Here is a 15,693-nt window from a genome sequence, read left to right on the forward strand (position 1 = left end):
CAGCCGGGGTCGGGGCGGGCCGTGGCAGTTCCTCGCGCGGCGGCCCCGGGATGTGGTGCCGCGCCGCGCTCCTCCGGGCCCGCCCCAGGTTCCGCCCGCCTCACCCCGCAGGGGCAGGCTCCGGGGCGGGGGCGTTGGCCGGCGTGTGGGTGAGGTCGTAGGCGCTCTCCGCGTGGAGGTGGACGTCGACGCCCTCCTGTTCCGCCTCCGGGTGGACCCGCAGGCCCATCGTCTTGTCGAGGGCCTTGGCGATCAGCCAGGTCACGCCGAAGGAGTACGCCAGTACGGCGAAGGCACCGACGGCCTGCTTGCCGAGGAGGGAGAGGCCACCGCCGTACAGGAGACCGTCGACGCCGTTGGGGGCGTCCGACGTGGCGAGGATGCCGACCAGCAGGGTGCCGGTGATGCCTCCGACGAGGTGGATACCGACGACGTCGAGGGAGTCGTCGTAGCCGAACCGGTACTTGAGGCCGACCGCGAGGGCGCACACCGCGCCGCCGACCGCGCCGAGCGCGAGGGCGCCGACCGGGGAGACCGCACCGCAGGACGGGGTGATGGCGACGAGTCCCGCGATCGCGCCGGACGCGGCGCCGAGGGTGGTGGGGTGGCCGTCGCGGAGCTTCTCCACGAGGAGCCAGCCGAGCATCGCGGAGCAGGTGGCGGTGAGGGTGTTGAGGACGACGACCGAGGCGGCGTTCGAGGACGTCAGCGCGGAGCCGCCGTTGAAGCCGAACCAGCCGAACCAGAGCAGACCCGCGCCGAGCATCACCAGGGGCAGGTTGTGGGGCTTGTCCGCGCCGCCCTCCTTCTTCCAGCCGAGGCGCTTGCCGAGGACGAGGATCATCGCCAGCGCCGCCGCGCCCGAGTTGATGTGGACGGCCGTGCCGCCCGCGAAGTCGATCGCGCCGAGCTTGTTGACGATCCAGCCGCCGGTCACGTCCTTGCCGTCGAAGGCGAACACCCAGTGGGCGACCGGCAGATAGACCAGCGTCACCCAGATCCCGGTGAACGCCATCCAGGCGCCGAACTTGATGCGGTCCGAGATCGCCCCGCAGATCAGGGCGGCGGTGAGGGCCGCGAACAGGGCCTGGAAGGCGACGAAGACGGAGAGCGGGATGACGGCCTTCGGGTCGTCCTTCATGACGCCGCTCAGGCCGAAGTACTCGGTGACGTCACCGAGGATCCCGGCGCCGCCGATCGAGTCGCCGAAGGAGGCCGAGTAGCCGTAGACGACCCAGATGCAGCCGACCAGGGCGACGGACCCGAACGTCATCATGATCATGTTCAGGACGCTCTTGGCGGCGACCATGCCGCCGTAGAAGAGCGCGAGGCCCGGCACCATGAGACAGACCAGTGCCGTGCTCGCGAGCATCCAAGCGGTACTTCCGGTGTCCATGCGTACACTCCGAGGAGAGGTCCAGCAGTGGGAAACTTCGTTTCACCGCAGTAGACCGGGAGTGCGTTACGAGACTCGACCGTGGCCGATTAACGACGGGTTTCAGTGCGGGGCGCTGTCCCCGAAAGCCGTCACCGTCAGGAAGCGGATCGGCAACTCGACGAGTTTCTCGGGGCCGTGCGGGGCCTCGCCGTCGAACTGGAGGGCGTCGCCGGGGCGCAGGGTGTAGCTGGACTTGCCGTGGCCGTAGACCATGACGCCTTCCAGCATGTAGAGGAGTTCGGTGCCGGCGTGCTGGAAGAGCGGGAAGACCTCGCTCTGTTCGGTGAGGGTGACAAGCAGGGCGTCCATCCGCTTGTGGGCGCCCCTCAGCGAGCCGAGCTGGGCGTACTCGTGGCCGACTCTCGTCCCCCGCCGGACGATCCGGGCGCCGTGACCGGCGGGCACGAAGACCGCCTCGCGTTCGTCGTCCATGCCGCGGAACAGGGCGGTGACCGGGACGTCGAGACCCCGCGCGAGCCGGGAGAGCGTGGTGAGGCTGCACGCGGTCTGGGCGTTCTCGATCTTCGACAGCATGGCCTTGGAGATGCCGACCCGCTGGGCCATCTCACCGACCGAGAGGCCCGCCGCCTGCCGGTACTCACGGGCCCGGACCGCGATGACGCGCTCCAGGGCCTCGTCGTCTGAGTCCGCTGCGGATTCGGGGTTCTCGGTCATCGGCGCATCCTATGCCGAGCGGTCCAGCCGGAAGCGGGGGTGGGGCTCGGCACGGCCCGTGGCGAGGTCGGCGGCCATCGCGCCGATGAGCGGGGTGAACTTGGCGCCCTGGCCGGAGCAGGGGGAGACGATGACGACGGGGCCGTGCCGGTCGAGGACGAAGTCGTCCTTCGGGGCGGTGGTGTACAGGCAGGTCGCCTCCGCCACCGGGTCGGGGTCCAGGCCCGGGAGCCGGTCGCGGACGAAGTCGCTCACGCGGGTGCGCGACGACGGGTCGACGACACCGGTCCGGGTACTGGCCCTGGCGGGGGTGCCGCGGTCGTGCTCGGCGACCTTCATGGCGGGCAGCGGTCCGCCGTCGCCGCCGGACGGCAGCCCGTACGTCTGCATCGACTCGTCCTTGAAGACCAGGGTCGGCCACCCGGCCGAGGACTCCCGCTGACGGAAGTGGAAGACCTGCTGCTGGGTCACCTTCAACTCCGGCAGCCGGACGGGCAGTTCGAGCTCGGGCAGCCAGGCCCCGGCGGCGATCACCACGGTGTCGGCGGTCAGTTCACGGCCGTCGTCCGTACGCAGACGGACCTTCTCCCCCACGTCGAACCCGGTGACCCGTACGCCGATCCACGCGTCCGCCCCGTGCTCGATGGCCCTGCGCACACACGCCGCGACGGTCTCGTCGGCATCGAGCACCCCGGCGCCCGGGTGGTACAGGACCGGCCCGTCGAAGCGGATGTACGGCCAGCGCTCCGACGCGGCCTCGGCGCCCAGGACCTCGTGCGGCACTCCGGCCCCGCCCAGCGCTCCGGCCAGCCCCTCGGGGTCGCGCCCCGCCCCGAAGTCGACACCGCCGGTCATGCGCAGCAAGGGGGTCGAGCTGTCGTGCTCCAGCTCGCGCCATTGCTCGTAGGCCCGCCCGGTCAGGTCCACGTACAGGCCGTCGGCGTACGCCCGTCGGAAGATCCGCGAGCTGCCGTGCGAGCTCCCCCGCCGGTGGCCGATGTCGTACGCCTCGATCAGCGTGACCTCGTGGCCCCGCCGGGCCAGTTGCCAGGCGGTGGCCGCGCCCATCAGACCGGCACCCACGACTGCGATCACAGACCCTCCCCGGGGATCCAGTTCGTACCCGCGAGCGGTACGCGGGCCATGGCGGCGGACTCTATCGTCAGGGCGACCAGGTCCTCGGGCTCCAGATTGAGGAGGTGTCCCTTGCCACAGGCGCGGGCGAGGGTCTGGGCCTCCATGGTCATCACCCGCAGGAAGTTCGCGAGCCGGCGGCCGGCGTCGACGGGGTCCAGGCGGGCGGACAGTTCCTCGTCCTGGGTGGAGATGCCGGCCGGGTCACGGCCGTCCTGGTAGTCGTCGAAGTAGCCGGCCGCGGAGCCCAGTCGACGGTATTCGGCGTCGTACTTCGGGTGGTTGTCGCCGAGCGCGATCAGCGCGGCGGTGCCGATGGCGACCGCGTCCGCGCCGAGGGCGAGGGCCTTGGCCATGTCGGCGCCGCCCCGGATGCCGCCGGAGACGATCAGCTGGACCTCGCGGTGCACGCCCAACTCCTGGAGGGCGCGCACGGCTTGGGGCAGGGCGGCCAGGGTGGGGATGCCGACGTGCTCGATGAAGACGTCCTGGGTGGCGGCCGTGCCGCCCTGCATGCCGTCGACGACCACGACGTCCGCGCCCGCGTGGACGGCCAGCTTCACGTCGTAGTAGGTCCGGGTCGCGCCGACCTTCACATAGATCGGCTTCTCCCAGTCGGTGATCTCGCGCAGTTCGAGGATCTTGATGGCGAGGTCGTCGGGGCCGGTCCAGTCGGGGTGGCGGCAGGCGCTGCGCTGGTCGATGCCGACGGGCAGGGTCCGCATGCCGGCGACCCGCTCGGTGATCTTCTGGCCGAGCAGCATGCCTCCGCCGCCGGGCTTGGCGCCCTGTCCGAGGACGATCTCGATGGCGTCGGCGGCGCGCAGGTCGTCGGGGTTCATGCCGTAGCGGGACGGCAGGTACTGGTAGACGAGGTGCTTGGAGTGGCCGCGCTCCTCGGGGGTCATGCCGCCGTCGCCGGTGGTCGTGGAGGTCCCCACCTCGCTGGCGCCGCGTCCGAGGGCTTCCTTGGCCTGGGCGGACAGAGCGCCGAAGCTCATGCCGGCGATGGTGACCGGGGTGGCCAGCCTGAGAGGGTTCTTGGCGTGCCGGGTGCCGAGCAGGACGTCCGTGTCGCAGCGTTCACGGTAACCCTCCAGCGGATAGCGGGACATGGAGGCGCCGAGCAGCAGCAGGTCGTCGAAGTGCGGGAGTCGCCGCTTGGCGCCCCAGCCGCGGATGTCGTAGATGCCGGTCTCGGCGGCGCGCTGGATGGCGTGGATGGTGGCGCGGTCGAAGGTCGCCGACTCGCGCAGTCCGTGGGATGCGGGTTCCATGGGGTCGAACTCCCTCAGTACGCGGCGGTGTTGTCGACGTTGAAGTGGTACAGCTCCCGGGCCGATCCGTAGCGGCGGAAGTCGGCCGGGTCCTCGTCCCGCTCGGCCGCCTTCAGCAACTCGGCGAGTTCCGCGAGGTGTTCGGGCCGCATTTCCTTCTCGACGCAGTCCGCGCCGAGGGACTTCACCGTGCCTCTGACGTATATGCGGGCCTCGTACAGCGAGTCCCCGAGGGCGTCGCCCGCGTCACCGCAGACGACCAGGCGGCCGGCCTGCCCCATGAACGCGCTCATGTGGCCGACGTCTTGGCCGACGACGATGTCCACGCCCTTCATCGAGATGCCACAGCGCGCGGACGCGTCCCCGTCGATCACCAGCAGGCCGCCGTGCGCGGTGGCGCCGGCCGACTGGGAGGCGTTGCCGTGCACGCGGACCGTGCCGGACATCATGTTCTCGGCGACCCCGGTGCCCGCGTTGCCGTGGACGGTGACGGTGGCGCGCTGGTTCATGCCGGCGCAGTAGTAGCCGACGTGGCCTTCGATGTCGACGGTGAGGTTCTCGCGGATCCCGCAGGCCACGGCATGCGCGCCGCGCGGGTTCAGTACCCGCCAGGCCGCCGCGGGCGCCTCGTGCAGGGCCTGGTTGAGCTCGCGTACCGGCGTCGCCGCCAGGTCGATCAGCGTCGCCATACGTACACCTCTTCCGGCTCGGGTTCGAAGATGCGGGCGTTCTCGATGCCCGGCAGGACGTCGAGCGCCCGGTATTCGGAGGCCATCGCGACCCAGGCGTCGGTCTCGGCGACGAGCGCCGGCTTGCAGGCGATGGCGTCACGGACGACCGCGAAGGAGTCGCCGGTGGAGACGAGCAGGGTATAGAAGCCGTCGAAGCGTTCGCACAGCAGCCGCAGTGCCTTCTCCAGGTCGGCGCCCTGTTCCAGGTGGTGCGCGATGAAGCGGGCGCCGACCTCGGAGTCGTTCTCGCTGTCGAACTCGACGCCCTGGGCGCGCAGTTCACGGCGGATGGTGGCGTGGTTGGCGAAGGAGCCGTTGTGCACCAGGCACTGTCCGGGGCCGACGGAGAAGGGGTGGGCGCCCTCGGGGGTGACGGCGGACTCGGTGGCCATGCGGGTGTGGCCGACGCCCTGCCAGCCGGTGACGGAGGCGAGCCCGAAGGAGTCGGCCAGTTCGAGCGGGTTGCCGGTGCCTTTGAGTACGGCGAAGCCCTCGCCGGAGCCGATGATCCTGGCGCCGGGAAGCGCGGCGGCGACCTCGGCGGCATCCGCGTGCACGACGGTGGTGGCGTCGGCGTCGTGGGCGACCGTGCCGGGCAGGGCCTGAGCGACCTCGGCCGGTGAGGTCCCCAGCACCGATACGACGGTTCGGCCGGGCGGCGACAGGCGCGGGTCGCCGTACACCGCGACACCCGCCGAGTCCGGGCCGCGCTCGACGACCTGTCCGAGCATCGCGGTCAGCAGTTCGCCCAGCCGCGGTTCGAGGGAGGGCTCGCGCAGATGGAGCCCCACGATTCCGCACATCTCAGGTCCCTTCAGAAGGCGGTCAGATAGCGGTCGAGCTCCCAGGGGCCGACCGTGGCGTGCCAGTCGAAGAACTCCTCGCGTTTGAGGTCGGCGAAGTAGCGGCTCACGCCCGACCCGGCCGCGTCCAGGGCGCCGCTGATCACCTCGTCCTCCTGGAGCGCCTCGACGGCGTGCAGCAGGGTGGGCGGGAGTTCCGGGCCCTTGCCGGCCGCGCCCGGTTCGCCCGGGTCGAGGCCGCGTTCGATGCCGTCGAGGCCCGCGGCGAGCGCGGCGGCAGCGGCGAGGTAGGGGTTGGCGGCCCCGTCTCCGCCGCGCAGTTCGACGCGGTTGCCGTCGGGGACGCGGATGAAGTGGGTGCGGTCGTTGCCGCCGTAACTCGCCAGGCGCGGTGACCAGGTGGCGCCCGAGCGGGTGGAGACCGCTCCGGTGCGCTTGTAGGAGTTGACCGTCGGCGCGATCACGGCCTGGAGCGCGCGGGCGTGTTCGACGATTCCGGCGACGAAGGAGTAGGCGAGCGGGGAGAGGCCGAGGCCGCGTCCGTCGGTGGCGTCGGGGAAGGCCGGCTCGTCGCCCCGCCACAGCGAGATGTGCAGATGCATGCCGGTGCCGGTGCGGTCGGTGAACGGCTTCGGCATGAACGTGGCGGTCATGCCGCGCTGTTCGGCCAGTACCGAGACCAGGTAGCGCATGGTGATGACCCGGTCGGCGGTGGTGAGGGCGTCGGCGTGCTTGAAGTTCTGCTCGAACTGGCCGTTGCCGTCCTCGTGGTCGTTGGCGTAGTTGCCCCAGCCGAGGAAGTTCATGGCGCTGGAGACCGCGGTGAGGTGGTCGTACATACGGGTCAGGCCGCGGGCGTCGTAACAGGGCTGGCTGGCGGTGTCCTTGGGGTCGGCGACGCTGAGGACACCGTGTTCGTCGCGGTTGACGAGGAAGTACTCGACCTCGGCGCCGACCGAGGGGGCGAGTCCGTGTGCCGCGGCCCGCTCCAGCAGGGTGCGCAGGATGACGCGTGGGGCGTACGGCCAGGGTTCGCCCTCCACGTACGGGTCGCAGTGGACGAGGGCGAGGCCGGGCTTCACGAAGGGCAGGGGGGTGTAGGAGCGGGCGTCCGGACGGGCGACGACATCGGGGTCGCTGGGCTGCTGGCCGAGTGCTCCGGCCGCGTATCCGGCGAACCCGACGCCCTCGTCGCGGAGTTCCTCGACGGCCTGGGCGGGGACGAGTTTGGCGCACGGTTTGCCGGTCAGGTCGACGAAGACGGCGAGCACGAACTCGATGCCGTCGGCGCGGACCAGTTCGGCGAGATCAGGGAGTTCGGCGGGATCGGGGGCGGCGGTCACCATGGGCCCCTCCTTAGGGTGTCCACTGCGGTGAATCGTTGTTGCATATGAGTAGACACCGATGGCGTTTCGGAGAGATTTCCGCCGTGGAAGGTCCCGGTAAGCCGAAGGGCCGGGCACCACCTCCCAAGAGGCGGAACCCGGCCCTGGCGCACCGTCAGGAGGTGTGCGGGCCGCCGATCGGCAGCCCCGCCAGCAGGGCGCGTCGGCTCGCCCTGACGTGCTCACGCATCACCTGCTCGGCGCTGTCGCCGTCCTTCTCCAGGATCAGCTCCAGGACGACATGGTGCTCACGGTCCGACTGGAGGACCCGGCCCGGCCGGCTCAGCGAGGTGTGCACCAGCCGTGAGTAGTAGGCCAGCTGGTTCATCAGCATCCGGTAGTGGGCCTCCAGCTTGCTGTTGTCGGCACCGGTGATCAGCAGGTCGTGGAACTCCTGGACCAGCTCCGCGTACCGCTCCCGGTCGTCCCGGGCCACCGCCTCGTCGGACTCCCGCAGGTTGCGTTCCAGCAGGTCGATCTCCGCGACACGGCCGCGCCGGGCGAGGAGCCGGGCCGCGGCGCCCTCGATGAGCTCCTTCATCTCGAAGAGCTCCGTGATCTCACGGCGCGAGGGCGTGGAGACGAACGTCCCGACGCGCGGCCTGATCTCGACGAGCCCCTCGGTCTGCAACTGCTTGAGGGCTTCGCGCACCGGCGTCCGGCTGACGCCGAACTCCTCCGCGAGGGCGAGCTCCGAGAGCGGGGCGCCGGGTTCGATGTCGCCCTTGATGATCCGCCCGCGCATCTCGGCGATCACCCTGCCCTGCATCGACCCTCCCCCGGCCTCCGACCGGGGGGACCCCGACTTCGGTTCGCCCTGCGGGCCCTCTGCGCGATTCACCGAACCCTCCTCATCCCAGCGGCGCGAGCGCGCCGCCGTCGAAGAACTTACCCGCGCTGTAGACCATCGGATGACGCTCGGAGACCGCGGCGTGCACCACGCGGCAGATGAACACGGTGTGGGTGCTCGCCTGGAGCCGCTCGCGGATCTCGACCTCCATCCGCGCGCTGCTCCGGGCGATCAGCGGGCTGCCGAACGGGCCGGGCTCCCAGTCGAGGTCCTTGAACTTGTCGTCGGCCTTGCTCGCGAACCTGCCGACGACGTCGAGCTGGTCCGTGGAGAGGATGTTGATCGCCAGATGGTCCGCCCGGAACAGACAGTCGTGGGTGGACGAGGTGTGCTGGACGCACACCATCACCGTGGCGGGGTCGAGCGAGATGCTCGAGAACGCGTTGACGGCCAGCCCTCTGGGGGTTTCCCCGTCCATCGCGGTCACGACCGTGACACCGGTGACGAACTGCCGGTTGACCTGCTTCATCACATCGAGGTCGGGCTTCGCGGCGAGCGCGGCCATGGAACTGCTCCTGTCCATCTCGGTCCTCAGTCCTGTCCCACCCGGATGACCCCCAGCGCCGCGAGCAGCGCCCTGGGATCCCACGTCACGTGCTCCTCGACGACCCGGTCGCCCTCGAAGCGGGCGAACGTGGCGCCGCTGACCTCGACCCGTCGCCGGGTGGCGGGGACACCGAGGAGCGAGTTCTCGTGGGTTCCGCTGCTGTGCCAGCGAATCGCGGCCCGGTCGCCCTCCATCACGATGTCGTCGATCGTGGTGACCAGGTCGGGGAAGGCCGCCCGGGTCGAGACGATCGCGGCCTTGAAGGAGTTCAGGTCCTGCGGCTGCGGGTCCTGGCTGTGGCGGAGGTACGCCGGGCTGAGCACCGCGTCGAGAGCGTCGACGTCCCCCTCGCCCCAGGCAGCGGCCCAGGCCTTCTCGATGAGTCCGCGACGGGCGTCAGAGTGCGGCACCGGACTTCTCCTTCCTGTCCGCGCTCAGTTCCTTCCAGAAGGACACCGCCAGTCCGGCGATGATCACGAGGAACGGCAAGGACGTCACGATGACGGTGTTCTGAAGGGCGTTCAGTCCGCCGGCGAGCATCAGGACGACGGCGGTGACACCGGTGAGGACGCCCCAGAGGATGAGCACCGAACGGCGTGGGGTGAGTGAACCGTCCGAGGTCATCATGGAGAGCACGTAGGTGTTGGCGTCCGCGCCGGAGACGAAGAACATCACGACCAGGATGATCGCGATCACCGAGGTGACCGAGGCGAGCGGGAAGTGGTCCAGGGTCGCGAAGAACGCGCTGTTGATGTCGGCCGCGGTCTGCTTGGCGATGTCGCCGCCCTCGTACATGTCGACGTGGATCGCCGTGCCGCCGAAGACCGTGAACCAGGTGAAGAACACCACGCTGGGCACGACCAGGACGCCCATGATGAAGCCGCGGATGGTGCGGCCCCGTGAGATGCGGGCCAGGAAGACGCCGACGAAGGCGCCCCAGGAGACCCACCAGGCCATCATGAAGTAGGTCCACCACTGCATCCATTCGAGCCCGCCGAAGGCGGTGCCCTGGAGGCTCATCCGGAAGAAGTCGGTGGCCCACTGGCCCACGGACTCGATGTACAGGTTCGCGATGAACACGGCCGGGCCGACGACCAGCATGAAGACGAAGAGCCCGATCGCCAGCAGGGTGCTGCCCTGGCTCAGGAACTTGATGCCCTTGCTGACGCCGGTCACCGCCGAGAGCGTGAAGATCGAGGTGACGGCGGCGATGATCAGCACCTGGCTGACGTTGTTGACCGGCATCCCCCACAGTCTGCCGAGCCCGTTGTTGACCTGGAGTGCTCCCAGGCCGAGGGAGGTCGTGGTGCCGAAGAGGGTCGCGAAGACGGCGAGTACGTCGATCGTCTTGCCGATCGGCCCGTTCACCCGGTCCCCGAGCAGCGGTACGAACAGCTGGCTCACCAGGGTGCGGCGGCCCTTGCGGTGGGTCGAGTAGGCGATGGCCAGACCGAAGACGGCGAAGATCGCCCAGGCCTGGAGGCCCCAGTCGAAGTAGGAGTACTGGAGGGCGCGGACGGCCGCCGCCGGGGTGTTGGGCTCGGCGAGACCGTGCGGCGGCGACGCCAGGTGGGAGATCGGTTCGGCGACCCCGTACGAGACGAGTCCGATGCCCATGACCGCGCTGAGGATCATGGCGAACCAGGTGAGGGTCGAGAACTCGGGGCGGTCCTCGTCCTTGCCCAGGCGGATGTCGCCGGCCGGGCTGAAGGCGAGGAACACCAGGAAGATCAGGATGGCGAGCGTGATCACCAGATAGGACCAGCCGAACGTGGAGGTCACCCAGTTCAGCGACGTGTCGGTGACCTTGTTCAGGTTGTCGGTGAAAAGCACCGCCCAGGCCACGAAGATCGCGGAGATACCGAGCGAGGTCCAGAAGACGGATCCGAGCCTGCCGCCGTCGTCCGAGGTGCCTTGCGCACCGCTGCCCGACTGTGGCGCGGGTGTCGTCTCCGCGCCGGTCCGAAGGTGACTGGACATGAAACTCCTTAAGAGTCCGCAGAGCCTGATGCCCCCGCTCTGGCATGCAAGAAGCAGTAAGGCATGTCACAGATGGAGCGTCAAGAGTTCGCCTGCGCGGAATCCGGTTAACTTTGCGTATCGCTGATATATGCAGTTCAGGACCGCATTTATGGCGTCGGCCAGCTCACCCCTTGACCACCGCAGATGACGATGCCTATCGTCCTGTGCCATGCAAGAGCGCATGGAACATCCTGACGAGGGCATCGGTCTGCGCAAGCTCGTGCTCTACCGCGATGTCGTTCTCACCGAGGCGGGCGAGACACCCGCACAGCCCGCGCGAAGAGCCAGCGTCGCCGCGGTCATCCGCAACCCGTGGGCGGGCACCGGCCCGGCGGCCGACCTGTCCCGGCAGCAGGAGCGCATCGCTCCCGTGCTCGCCAGGTTGCTGACCGACCGACTCAGCGCTTCGCTGGGCGGCGTGGGCGAGATCCAGGCGTTCGGCAAGGCCGCCATCGTCGGTACGGCGGGCGAGATCGAGCACGCCGGTGCCCTCATCCACACCCCGTACTTCGGCAATCTGGTGCGGGAGTACCTCCAGGGCGAGTCGATCATCTGCTTCGCCGACGCCCGTGCCGAGGCGGGCGAGACGCTGGTCGTGCCGCTCTGGCACAAGACACACGCCTCGACGCGCAGCCACTACCAGACCATCAGCGCCCGCGTCTGCGACGCCCCGCGCGCGGACGAGATCGTCGTCATCGCGGCCGCGTCGACGGGCCCGCGCCCGCACCCCCGGATCGGGGACCGCATGACCGACCCCGTCGTCACCACCGAGAGCCTGGAGGTTGTTCCCTCATGAACGTCCGCAAGATCGTGACCGTCGTCGAGGAGATCCGCACCGAAGGCGGCCGCGCGGTCGCCGGCCCCGCCCGGATCGCCGTCGTCGCGGCGGTGATCGAGAACCCCTGGGCCGGTCAGGGCTTCGTCGAGGACCTCAACCCCGGCATCGACGCCCACGCCTCCGACCTCGGAGCCCTGCTCGCCCCCGCGGTGCTCGACGCCCTGGAGGCCCCCGCCGAGGCGTACGGCAAGGCGGCGATCGTCGGCCTGGACGGCGAGATCGAGCACGGCTCGGGGCTGATCCACACGCTCAAGTTCGGCGACCACTTCCGCAAGGCCGCGAACGCCACCACCCTGCTGCCCGCCGTCGAGAAGCGCGGGCCGGCCGGTGTGGTCTTCGACATCCCGCTGAAGCACATCACCGACGCCACGATCCGCTCGCACCACCAGAGCTTCGAGGTCAGGATCGCCGACGCCCCCCACCCGCACGAGATCGTCATCGCACTGGCCGCGGCCTCCCAGGGGCGCCCCCAGCAGCGCCTGGCGCCGCTCTCGACCGAGCAGTAGGCATACATGAGCAAGCCCACCGTGGTGCTGCTGCACGGCGTAGGGCTCGACCACACCATGTGGGAGCCCACCGCCGCGCTCCTGGCCGACCGCTTCACCGTGCTCGCCCCCGACCTGCCGGGCCACGGCACCCGCCCACCGGTGCGCGACGGGGTGAACCTCGCGGAGCTGGCCGCCGGGGTGCTCGACGGGATCCCGGCCGGCTCGCACCTGGTCGGATTCTCGCTGGGCGCCCTGGTCGCGCAGTACGTGGCCCTGCACCACCCCCAGCGGGTGGCCACGCTGGTCTCGGTCAGTTCGGTGTGCGCGCGTACGGCCGGGGAGCGGGCCTCCGTGCTCGACCGGCTGCGCACCGCCGAGGCCGACTTCACGGCGAGCGCCACCGCGTCCCTGAAGCGCTGGTACGACGGCACCGACGTCCCCGCCGACCGGGTGGCCCGCACCGAGGCCACCCTGCTCGCCAACGACATCGGGTCGTTCCTGGCCTGCTACCGCGTGTTCGCCACGGCGGACGCCGACCTCGCGCCGGACCTGCCCGCCATCGCCGTACCCGCACTGGCGGTGACGGGTGAGAACGATCCCGGGTCCACCCCCGCGATGACCCACCGGCTCGCCTCGGCGCTCCCCGACTGCCGGGCGGAGATCATCCCCCAGGCGCGTCACATGCTGCCCGTCGAGCGCCCCGAGGCGTTCGTCGACCGCCTCACCACCTTCATCGGAGAGTGCGCACATGTCTGACCTCACCACGTTGCGGCACTTCATCGACGGGGCACGGGTCGAGCCCGCGTCGGGCGAGTACTTCGAGAGCACCAACCCGGCCACGCGCGAGGTCCTCTACCGGGCCGCGCGCGGGAACGCCACCGACGTCGACAAGGCCGTGGCCGCCGCGCGGAAGGCCTTCGAGGATCCGCGCTGGCGCGACCTCAGCCAGACGCGGCGCGGGCATCTGCTGCGGCGCCTGGGCGACCTGATCGCGGCGAACGCCGAGGACCTGGCCCGCATGGAGACGCAGGACAACGGCAAGCTGCTGCGGGAGATGCGCGGGCAGCTGGCGACACTGCCGGAGTATTACTACTACTACGCCGGACTGGCCGACAAGATCCACGGCGACTTCATCCCCACCTCCGACCGGCAGGTGCTCAACTACACGGCCCGCGAACCCCTGGGCGTGATCGGGGCGATCACCCCCTGGAACTCCCCGCTGACGCTGACCAGCAGCAAGCTGGCGCCCGCGCTCTGCGCCGGCAACACCGTCGTGATCAAGCCCTCGGAGCACACCTCGGCCACGGTGCTGAGGCTGGCCGAGCTGGCGCTGGAGGCGGGGTTCCCGCCGGGTGCGGTGAACGTCGTCACCGGGTTCGGCGCCGAGGCGGGACAGGCCCTGGTCGACCACCGCGACCTCGCGAAGATCTCCTTCACCGGCAGCACCGCCACCGGGGCCCGCATCGCCGCCGCCACGGCGAGCCGTTTCATCGGCGCCACGCTCGAACTCGGCGGCAAGTCGCCCAACATCGTCTTCGAGGACGCCGACGTCGCGAACGCCGCGATGGGGGTCGTCGCCGGGATCTTCGCCGCCGCCGGGCAGACCTGCATCGCCGGCAGCCGGGTGTTCGCCCATCGGTCCGTCTACGACGAGCTGCTCGAACGGGTCTCGGAACGCGCCCGGACCATCGTCATCGGCGACCCCCTGGACGAGAAGACCGAGCTGGGCCCGCTGGCCTTCGAGGACCAGCGCGACAAGGTCGCCGGGTACGTCGACCTGGGGCGCGGCGAGGGCGCCCGGGTGCTCACCGGCGGCCGGGCCACGGACGGCGGTCTCGGCGGGTACTTCTACGAGCCGACCGTCCTCGTGGACGTCGACAACAGCATGCGTGTCGTGCGCGAGGAGATCTTCGGGCCCGTGCTGGCGGTCATGCCGTTCGACACCGAGGAGGAGGTCGTACGACTGGCCAACGACACCGAGTACGGACTCGCGGCCGGCGTGTGGACGACCGACCTCGCGCGGGCGCACCGGATGGCGGGGCGCCTGGACGCCGGAACCATCTGGGTCAACACCTACCGGGCCATGTCCCCGATGTCACCGCGCCAGGGCTTCAAGAGCAGCGGGGTCGGCGTGGAGCACGGCACCGAGACGGTCCTGGAGTACACGCGGCTCAAGAGCGTGTGGATCAACACGAGCGAGGAGCCCGTGGCCGACCCGTTCACGATGCGGAGCTGACATGCCACAGGTCGCCATCACCCTCGCCGAGGGCCGCACCCCGGCGCAGATCCGGGAGTTGATCCACGAGGTCCACGAGGCGGTCCTGCGCACCGTGCGGACCCGGCCCGAGTACATCCGTGTCGTCGTCCACGAGGTCCCCCGGACGCACTGGGCCACCGGTGACATCACCCTCACCGAGATGGACGCCGTCACGGCGGCAGCAACCGTCAAGGAGCAGTCATGAGGTTTTCGTTGTTCGTGCACATGGAGCGCTGGGACGAGTCGGTCAGCCATCGCCGGCTCTTCGAGAACCTCTCCGAGCTGGCCCTGATGGCCGAGGCCGGCGGGTTCTCCACCGTGTGGATCGGCGAGCACCACTCGATGGAGTACACGATCTCCCCCAGCCCGATGCCGCTGCTGGCCCACCTGGCCGCGCAGACCTCGACCGTCCGGCTGGGCGCGGGGACGATCATCGCCCCGTTCTGGAATCCACTGCGGGTCGCCGGTGAGTGTGCGCTGCTGGACGTCATCAGCAACGGCCGGATGGAGGTGGGACTCGCCCGCGGCGCCTACCAGTTCGAGTTCGACCGGCTGGCGGACGGGCTGCCGGCCGCCGACGGCGGAAAGCACCTGCGGGAGCTCGTGCCGGCCGTCCGGGCGCTGTGGCAGGGCGACTACGCCCACGACGGCGAGATCTGGCGGTTCCCGACCTCCACCAGCGTCCCCAAGCCGGTGCAGCAGCCCACCCCGCCCATGTGGATCGCCGCCCGCGACCCCGCCTCCCACGACTTCGCGGTGGCGCAGGGCTGCAACGTCATGGTCACACCGCTGATGAAGGGTGACGAGGAAGTCGTCGACCTCAAGCGGAAGTTCGACACCGCCGTGGCGAACCACCCGGAGGTGCCGCGCCCCGACCTGATGGTCCTGCGCCACACCCACGTCCACTCCCCCGACGACCCCGAGGGCTGGCGCCCGGCCGCGGAGGCGATCAACCGGTTCTACCGCACCTTCGACGCCTGGTTCGGCAACAAGGCCACCCCGGTGAACGGGTTCCTGCCGCCCAGCCCGGAGTCGAAGTTCGAGGACCGGCCGGAGTTCCGACCGGAATCGCTGCACAGGACGGCGATGATCGGTACTCCGGCGGAGGTCATCGAGCGGCTGCGCGCCTATGAGGAACTCGGCGTCGACGAGTACAGCTTCTGGATCGACAACAGCCTGTCGCACGAGGAGAAGCGTGACTCGCTGGAGCTGTTCATCAAGGAAGTCGTGCCGGCCTTCCAGTGAGCC

Annotated in this window: 17 protein-coding genes; 6 read left to right on the top strand and 11 right to left on the bottom strand. The window is 70.2% G+C overall.

Annotated elements, in window-relative coordinates; translation table 11 throughout:
- Positions 1 to 100 precede the first annotated feature (100 nt).
- The 11 genes from HLK59_RS06625 to HLK59_RS06675 all read right to left on the bottom strand — a co-directional run bounded on the left by HLK59_RS06625 (position 101) and on the right by HLK59_RS06675 (position 10,820).
- Positions 101 to 1,396 carry an ammonium transporter gene (locus tag HLK59_RS06625; RefSeq protein ID WP_171140297.1) on the bottom strand — a complete coding sequence of 432 codons (1,296 nt, stop codon included), beginning with the start codon at positions 1,394 to 1,396 and terminating at the stop codon, positions 101 to 103.
- A 102-nt stretch (positions 1,397 to 1,498) separates the two neighbouring features.
- Positions 1,499 to 2,113, bottom strand: a complete 615-nt coding sequence (locus HLK59_RS06630) for an XRE family transcriptional regulator (RefSeq protein WP_171140298.1) — start codon at positions 2,111 to 2,113, stop codon at positions 1,499 to 1,501.
- A 9-nt stretch (positions 2,114 to 2,122) separates the two neighbouring features.
- Positions 2,123 to 3,208, bottom strand: coding sequence for an FAD-dependent oxidoreductase (locus tag HLK59_RS06635; protein WP_171140299.1), 1,086 nt, complete (start codon positions 3,206 to 3,208; stop codon positions 2,123 to 2,125).
- A complete protein-coding gene (locus HLK59_RS06640; RefSeq protein WP_171140300.1) occupies positions 3,205 to 4,524 on the bottom strand; it encodes an FMN-binding glutamate synthase family protein in 1,320 nt (439 codons plus the stop codon). The genes HLK59_RS06635 and HLK59_RS06640 overlap by 4 nt, the downstream gene beginning before the upstream one ends.
- A 14-nt stretch (positions 4,525 to 4,538) precedes the next feature.
- Positions 4,539 to 5,213 carry a glutamate synthase gene (locus HLK59_RS06645; RefSeq protein WP_171140301.1) on the bottom strand — a complete coding sequence of 225 codons (675 nt, stop codon included), beginning with the start codon at positions 5,211 to 5,213 and terminating at the stop codon, positions 4,539 to 4,541.
- On the bottom strand, positions 5,201 to 6,058 hold the full coding sequence (locus tag HLK59_RS06650; protein ID WP_171140302.1) for a glutamine amidotransferase family protein: 858 nt from the start codon (positions 6,056 to 6,058) through the stop codon (positions 5,201 to 5,203). Before HLK59_RS06650 ends, HLK59_RS06645 begins: the two co-directional genes overlap by 13 nt.
- A gap of 11 nt (positions 6,059 to 6,069) precedes the next feature.
- Positions 6,070 to 7,404 carry a type III glutamate--ammonia ligase gene (glnT, locus tag HLK59_RS06655; protein WP_171140303.1) on the bottom strand — a complete coding sequence of 445 codons (1,335 nt, stop codon included), beginning with the start codon at positions 7,402 to 7,404 and terminating at the stop codon, positions 6,070 to 6,072.
- Positions 7,405 to 7,558: 154 nt separating this feature from the next.
- Positions 7,559 to 8,212, bottom strand: coding sequence for a GntR family transcriptional regulator (locus tag HLK59_RS06660; RefSeq protein WP_171140304.1), 654 nt, complete (start codon positions 8,210 to 8,212; stop codon positions 7,559 to 7,561).
- A gap of 82 nt (positions 8,213 to 8,294) precedes the next feature.
- The gene (locus HLK59_RS06665) at positions 8,295 to 8,816 is read right to left on the bottom strand and encodes a flavin reductase family protein (RefSeq protein WP_206326845.1); all 522 of its coding nucleotides are present in this window, start codon (positions 8,814 to 8,816) and stop codon (positions 8,295 to 8,297) included.
- A gap of 8 nt (positions 8,817 to 8,824) precedes the next feature.
- On the bottom strand, positions 8,825 to 9,250 hold the full coding sequence (locus HLK59_RS06670) for an ester cyclase (protein ID WP_171140305.1): 426 nt from the start codon (positions 9,248 to 9,250) through the stop codon (positions 8,825 to 8,827).
- The gene (locus tag HLK59_RS06675) at positions 9,237 to 10,820 is read right to left on the bottom strand and encodes a BCCT family transporter (RefSeq protein WP_171140306.1); all 1,584 of its coding nucleotides are present in this window, start codon (positions 10,818 to 10,820) and stop codon (positions 9,237 to 9,239) included. The genes HLK59_RS06670 and HLK59_RS06675 overlap by 14 nt, the downstream gene beginning before the upstream one ends.
- A 223-nt stretch (positions 10,821 to 11,043) precedes the next feature.
- Here HLK59_RS06675 and HLK59_RS06680 point away from each other — a divergent pair, with 223 nt between their 5' ends.
- Genes HLK59_RS06680 through HLK59_RS06705 form a run of 6 tightly spaced genes read left to right on the top strand, consistent with a single transcriptional unit; the run spans position 11,044 to position 15,690 of the window.
- The gene (locus tag HLK59_RS06680; protein ID WP_240982246.1) at positions 11,044 to 11,658 is read left to right on the top strand and encodes an amino acid synthesis family protein; all 615 of its coding nucleotides are present in this window, start codon (positions 11,044 to 11,046) and stop codon (positions 11,656 to 11,658) included.
- Complete coding sequence (locus tag HLK59_RS06685) at positions 11,655 to 12,206, top strand: amino acid synthesis family protein (protein ID WP_171140308.1); 552 nt, start codon at positions 11,655 to 11,657, stop codon at positions 12,204 to 12,206. The genes HLK59_RS06680 and HLK59_RS06685 overlap by 4 nt, the downstream gene beginning before the upstream one ends.
- Before the next feature lie 6 nt (positions 12,207 to 12,212).
- On the top strand, positions 12,213 to 12,944 hold the full coding sequence (locus HLK59_RS06690; RefSeq protein ID WP_171140309.1) for an alpha/beta hydrolase: 732 nt from the start codon (positions 12,213 to 12,215) through the stop codon (positions 12,942 to 12,944).
- Entirely contained in the window at positions 12,937 to 14,424 is a 1,488-nt protein-coding gene (locus tag HLK59_RS06695) for an aldehyde dehydrogenase (protein ID WP_171140310.1), read from the top strand. The genes HLK59_RS06690 and HLK59_RS06695 overlap by 8 nt, the downstream gene beginning before the upstream one ends.
- Position 14,425: 1 nt before the next feature.
- Positions 14,426 to 14,650 (top strand): tautomerase family protein, encoded by a 225-nt coding sequence (locus tag HLK59_RS06700; RefSeq protein WP_171140311.1) that lies wholly within the window; start codon positions 14,426 to 14,428, stop codon positions 14,648 to 14,650.
- Positions 14,647 to 15,690: an LLM class flavin-dependent oxidoreductase gene (locus HLK59_RS06705; RefSeq protein ID WP_171140312.1), complete on the top strand. Its 1,044-nt coding sequence runs from the start codon at positions 14,647 to 14,649 to the stop codon at positions 15,688 to 15,690. The genes HLK59_RS06700 and HLK59_RS06705 overlap by 4 nt, the downstream gene beginning before the upstream one ends.
- Positions 15,691 to 15,693 lie beyond the last annotated feature (3 nt).

The sequence above is a fragment of the Streptomyces sp. S3(2020) genome, from assembly GCF_013044505.1.
GTDB lineage: Bacteria > Actinomycetota > Actinomycetes > Streptomycetales > Streptomycetaceae > Streptomyces.

Bases quoted from the DNA above. Each gene is read 5' to 3' on its own strand.
- HLK59_RS06675 (WP_171140306.1), bottom strand. From the start codon at position 10,820: ATGTCCAGTCACCTTCGGACCGGCGCGGAGACGACACCCGCGCCACAG.
- HLK59_RS06625 (WP_171140297.1), bottom strand. From the start codon at position 1,396: ATGGACACCGGAAGTACCGCTTGGATGCTCGCGAGCACGGCACTGGTC.
- HLK59_RS06680 (WP_240982246.1), top strand. From the start codon at position 11,044: ATGGAACATCCTGACGAGGGCATCGGTCTGCGCAAGCTCGTGCTCTAC.
- HLK59_RS06695 (WP_171140310.1), top strand. From the start codon at position 12,937: ATGTCTGACCTCACCACGTTGCGGCACTTCATCGACGGGGCACGGGTC.
- glnT (WP_171140303.1), bottom strand. From the start codon at position 7,404: ATGGTGACCGCCGCCCCCGATCCCGCCGAACTCCCTGATCTCGCCGAA.
- HLK59_RS06640 (WP_171140300.1), bottom strand. From the start codon at position 4,524: ATGGAACCCGCATCCCACGGACTGCGCGAGTCGGCGACCTTCGACCGC.
- HLK59_RS06705 (WP_171140312.1), top strand. From the start codon at position 14,647: ATGAGGTTTTCGTTGTTCGTGCACATGGAGCGCTGGGACGAGTCGGTC.
- HLK59_RS06650 (WP_171140302.1), bottom strand. From the start codon at position 6,058: ATGTGCGGAATCGTGGGGCTCCATCTGCGCGAGCCCTCCCTCGAACCG.
- HLK59_RS06630 (WP_171140298.1), bottom strand. From the start codon at position 2,113: ATGACCGAGAACCCCGAATCCGCAGCGGACTCAGACGACGAGGCCCTG.
- HLK59_RS06700 (WP_171140311.1), top strand. From the start codon at position 14,426: ATGCCACAGGTCGCCATCACCCTCGCCGAGGGCCGCACCCCGGCGCAG.
- HLK59_RS06685 (WP_171140308.1), top strand. From the start codon at position 11,655: ATGAACGTCCGCAAGATCGTGACCGTCGTCGAGGAGATCCGCACCGAA.
- HLK59_RS06665 (WP_206326845.1), bottom strand. From the start codon at position 8,816: ATGGACAGGAGCAGTTCCATGGCCGCGCTCGCCGCGAAGCCCGACCTC.
- HLK59_RS06660 (WP_171140304.1), bottom strand. From the start codon at position 8,212: ATGCAGGGCAGGGTGATCGCCGAGATGCGCGGGCGGATCATCAAGGGC.
- HLK59_RS06645 (WP_171140301.1), bottom strand. From the start codon at position 5,213: ATGGCGACGCTGATCGACCTGGCGGCGACGCCGGTACGCGAGCTCAAC.
- HLK59_RS06690 (WP_171140309.1), top strand. From the start codon at position 12,213: ATGAGCAAGCCCACCGTGGTGCTGCTGCACGGCGTAGGGCTCGACCAC.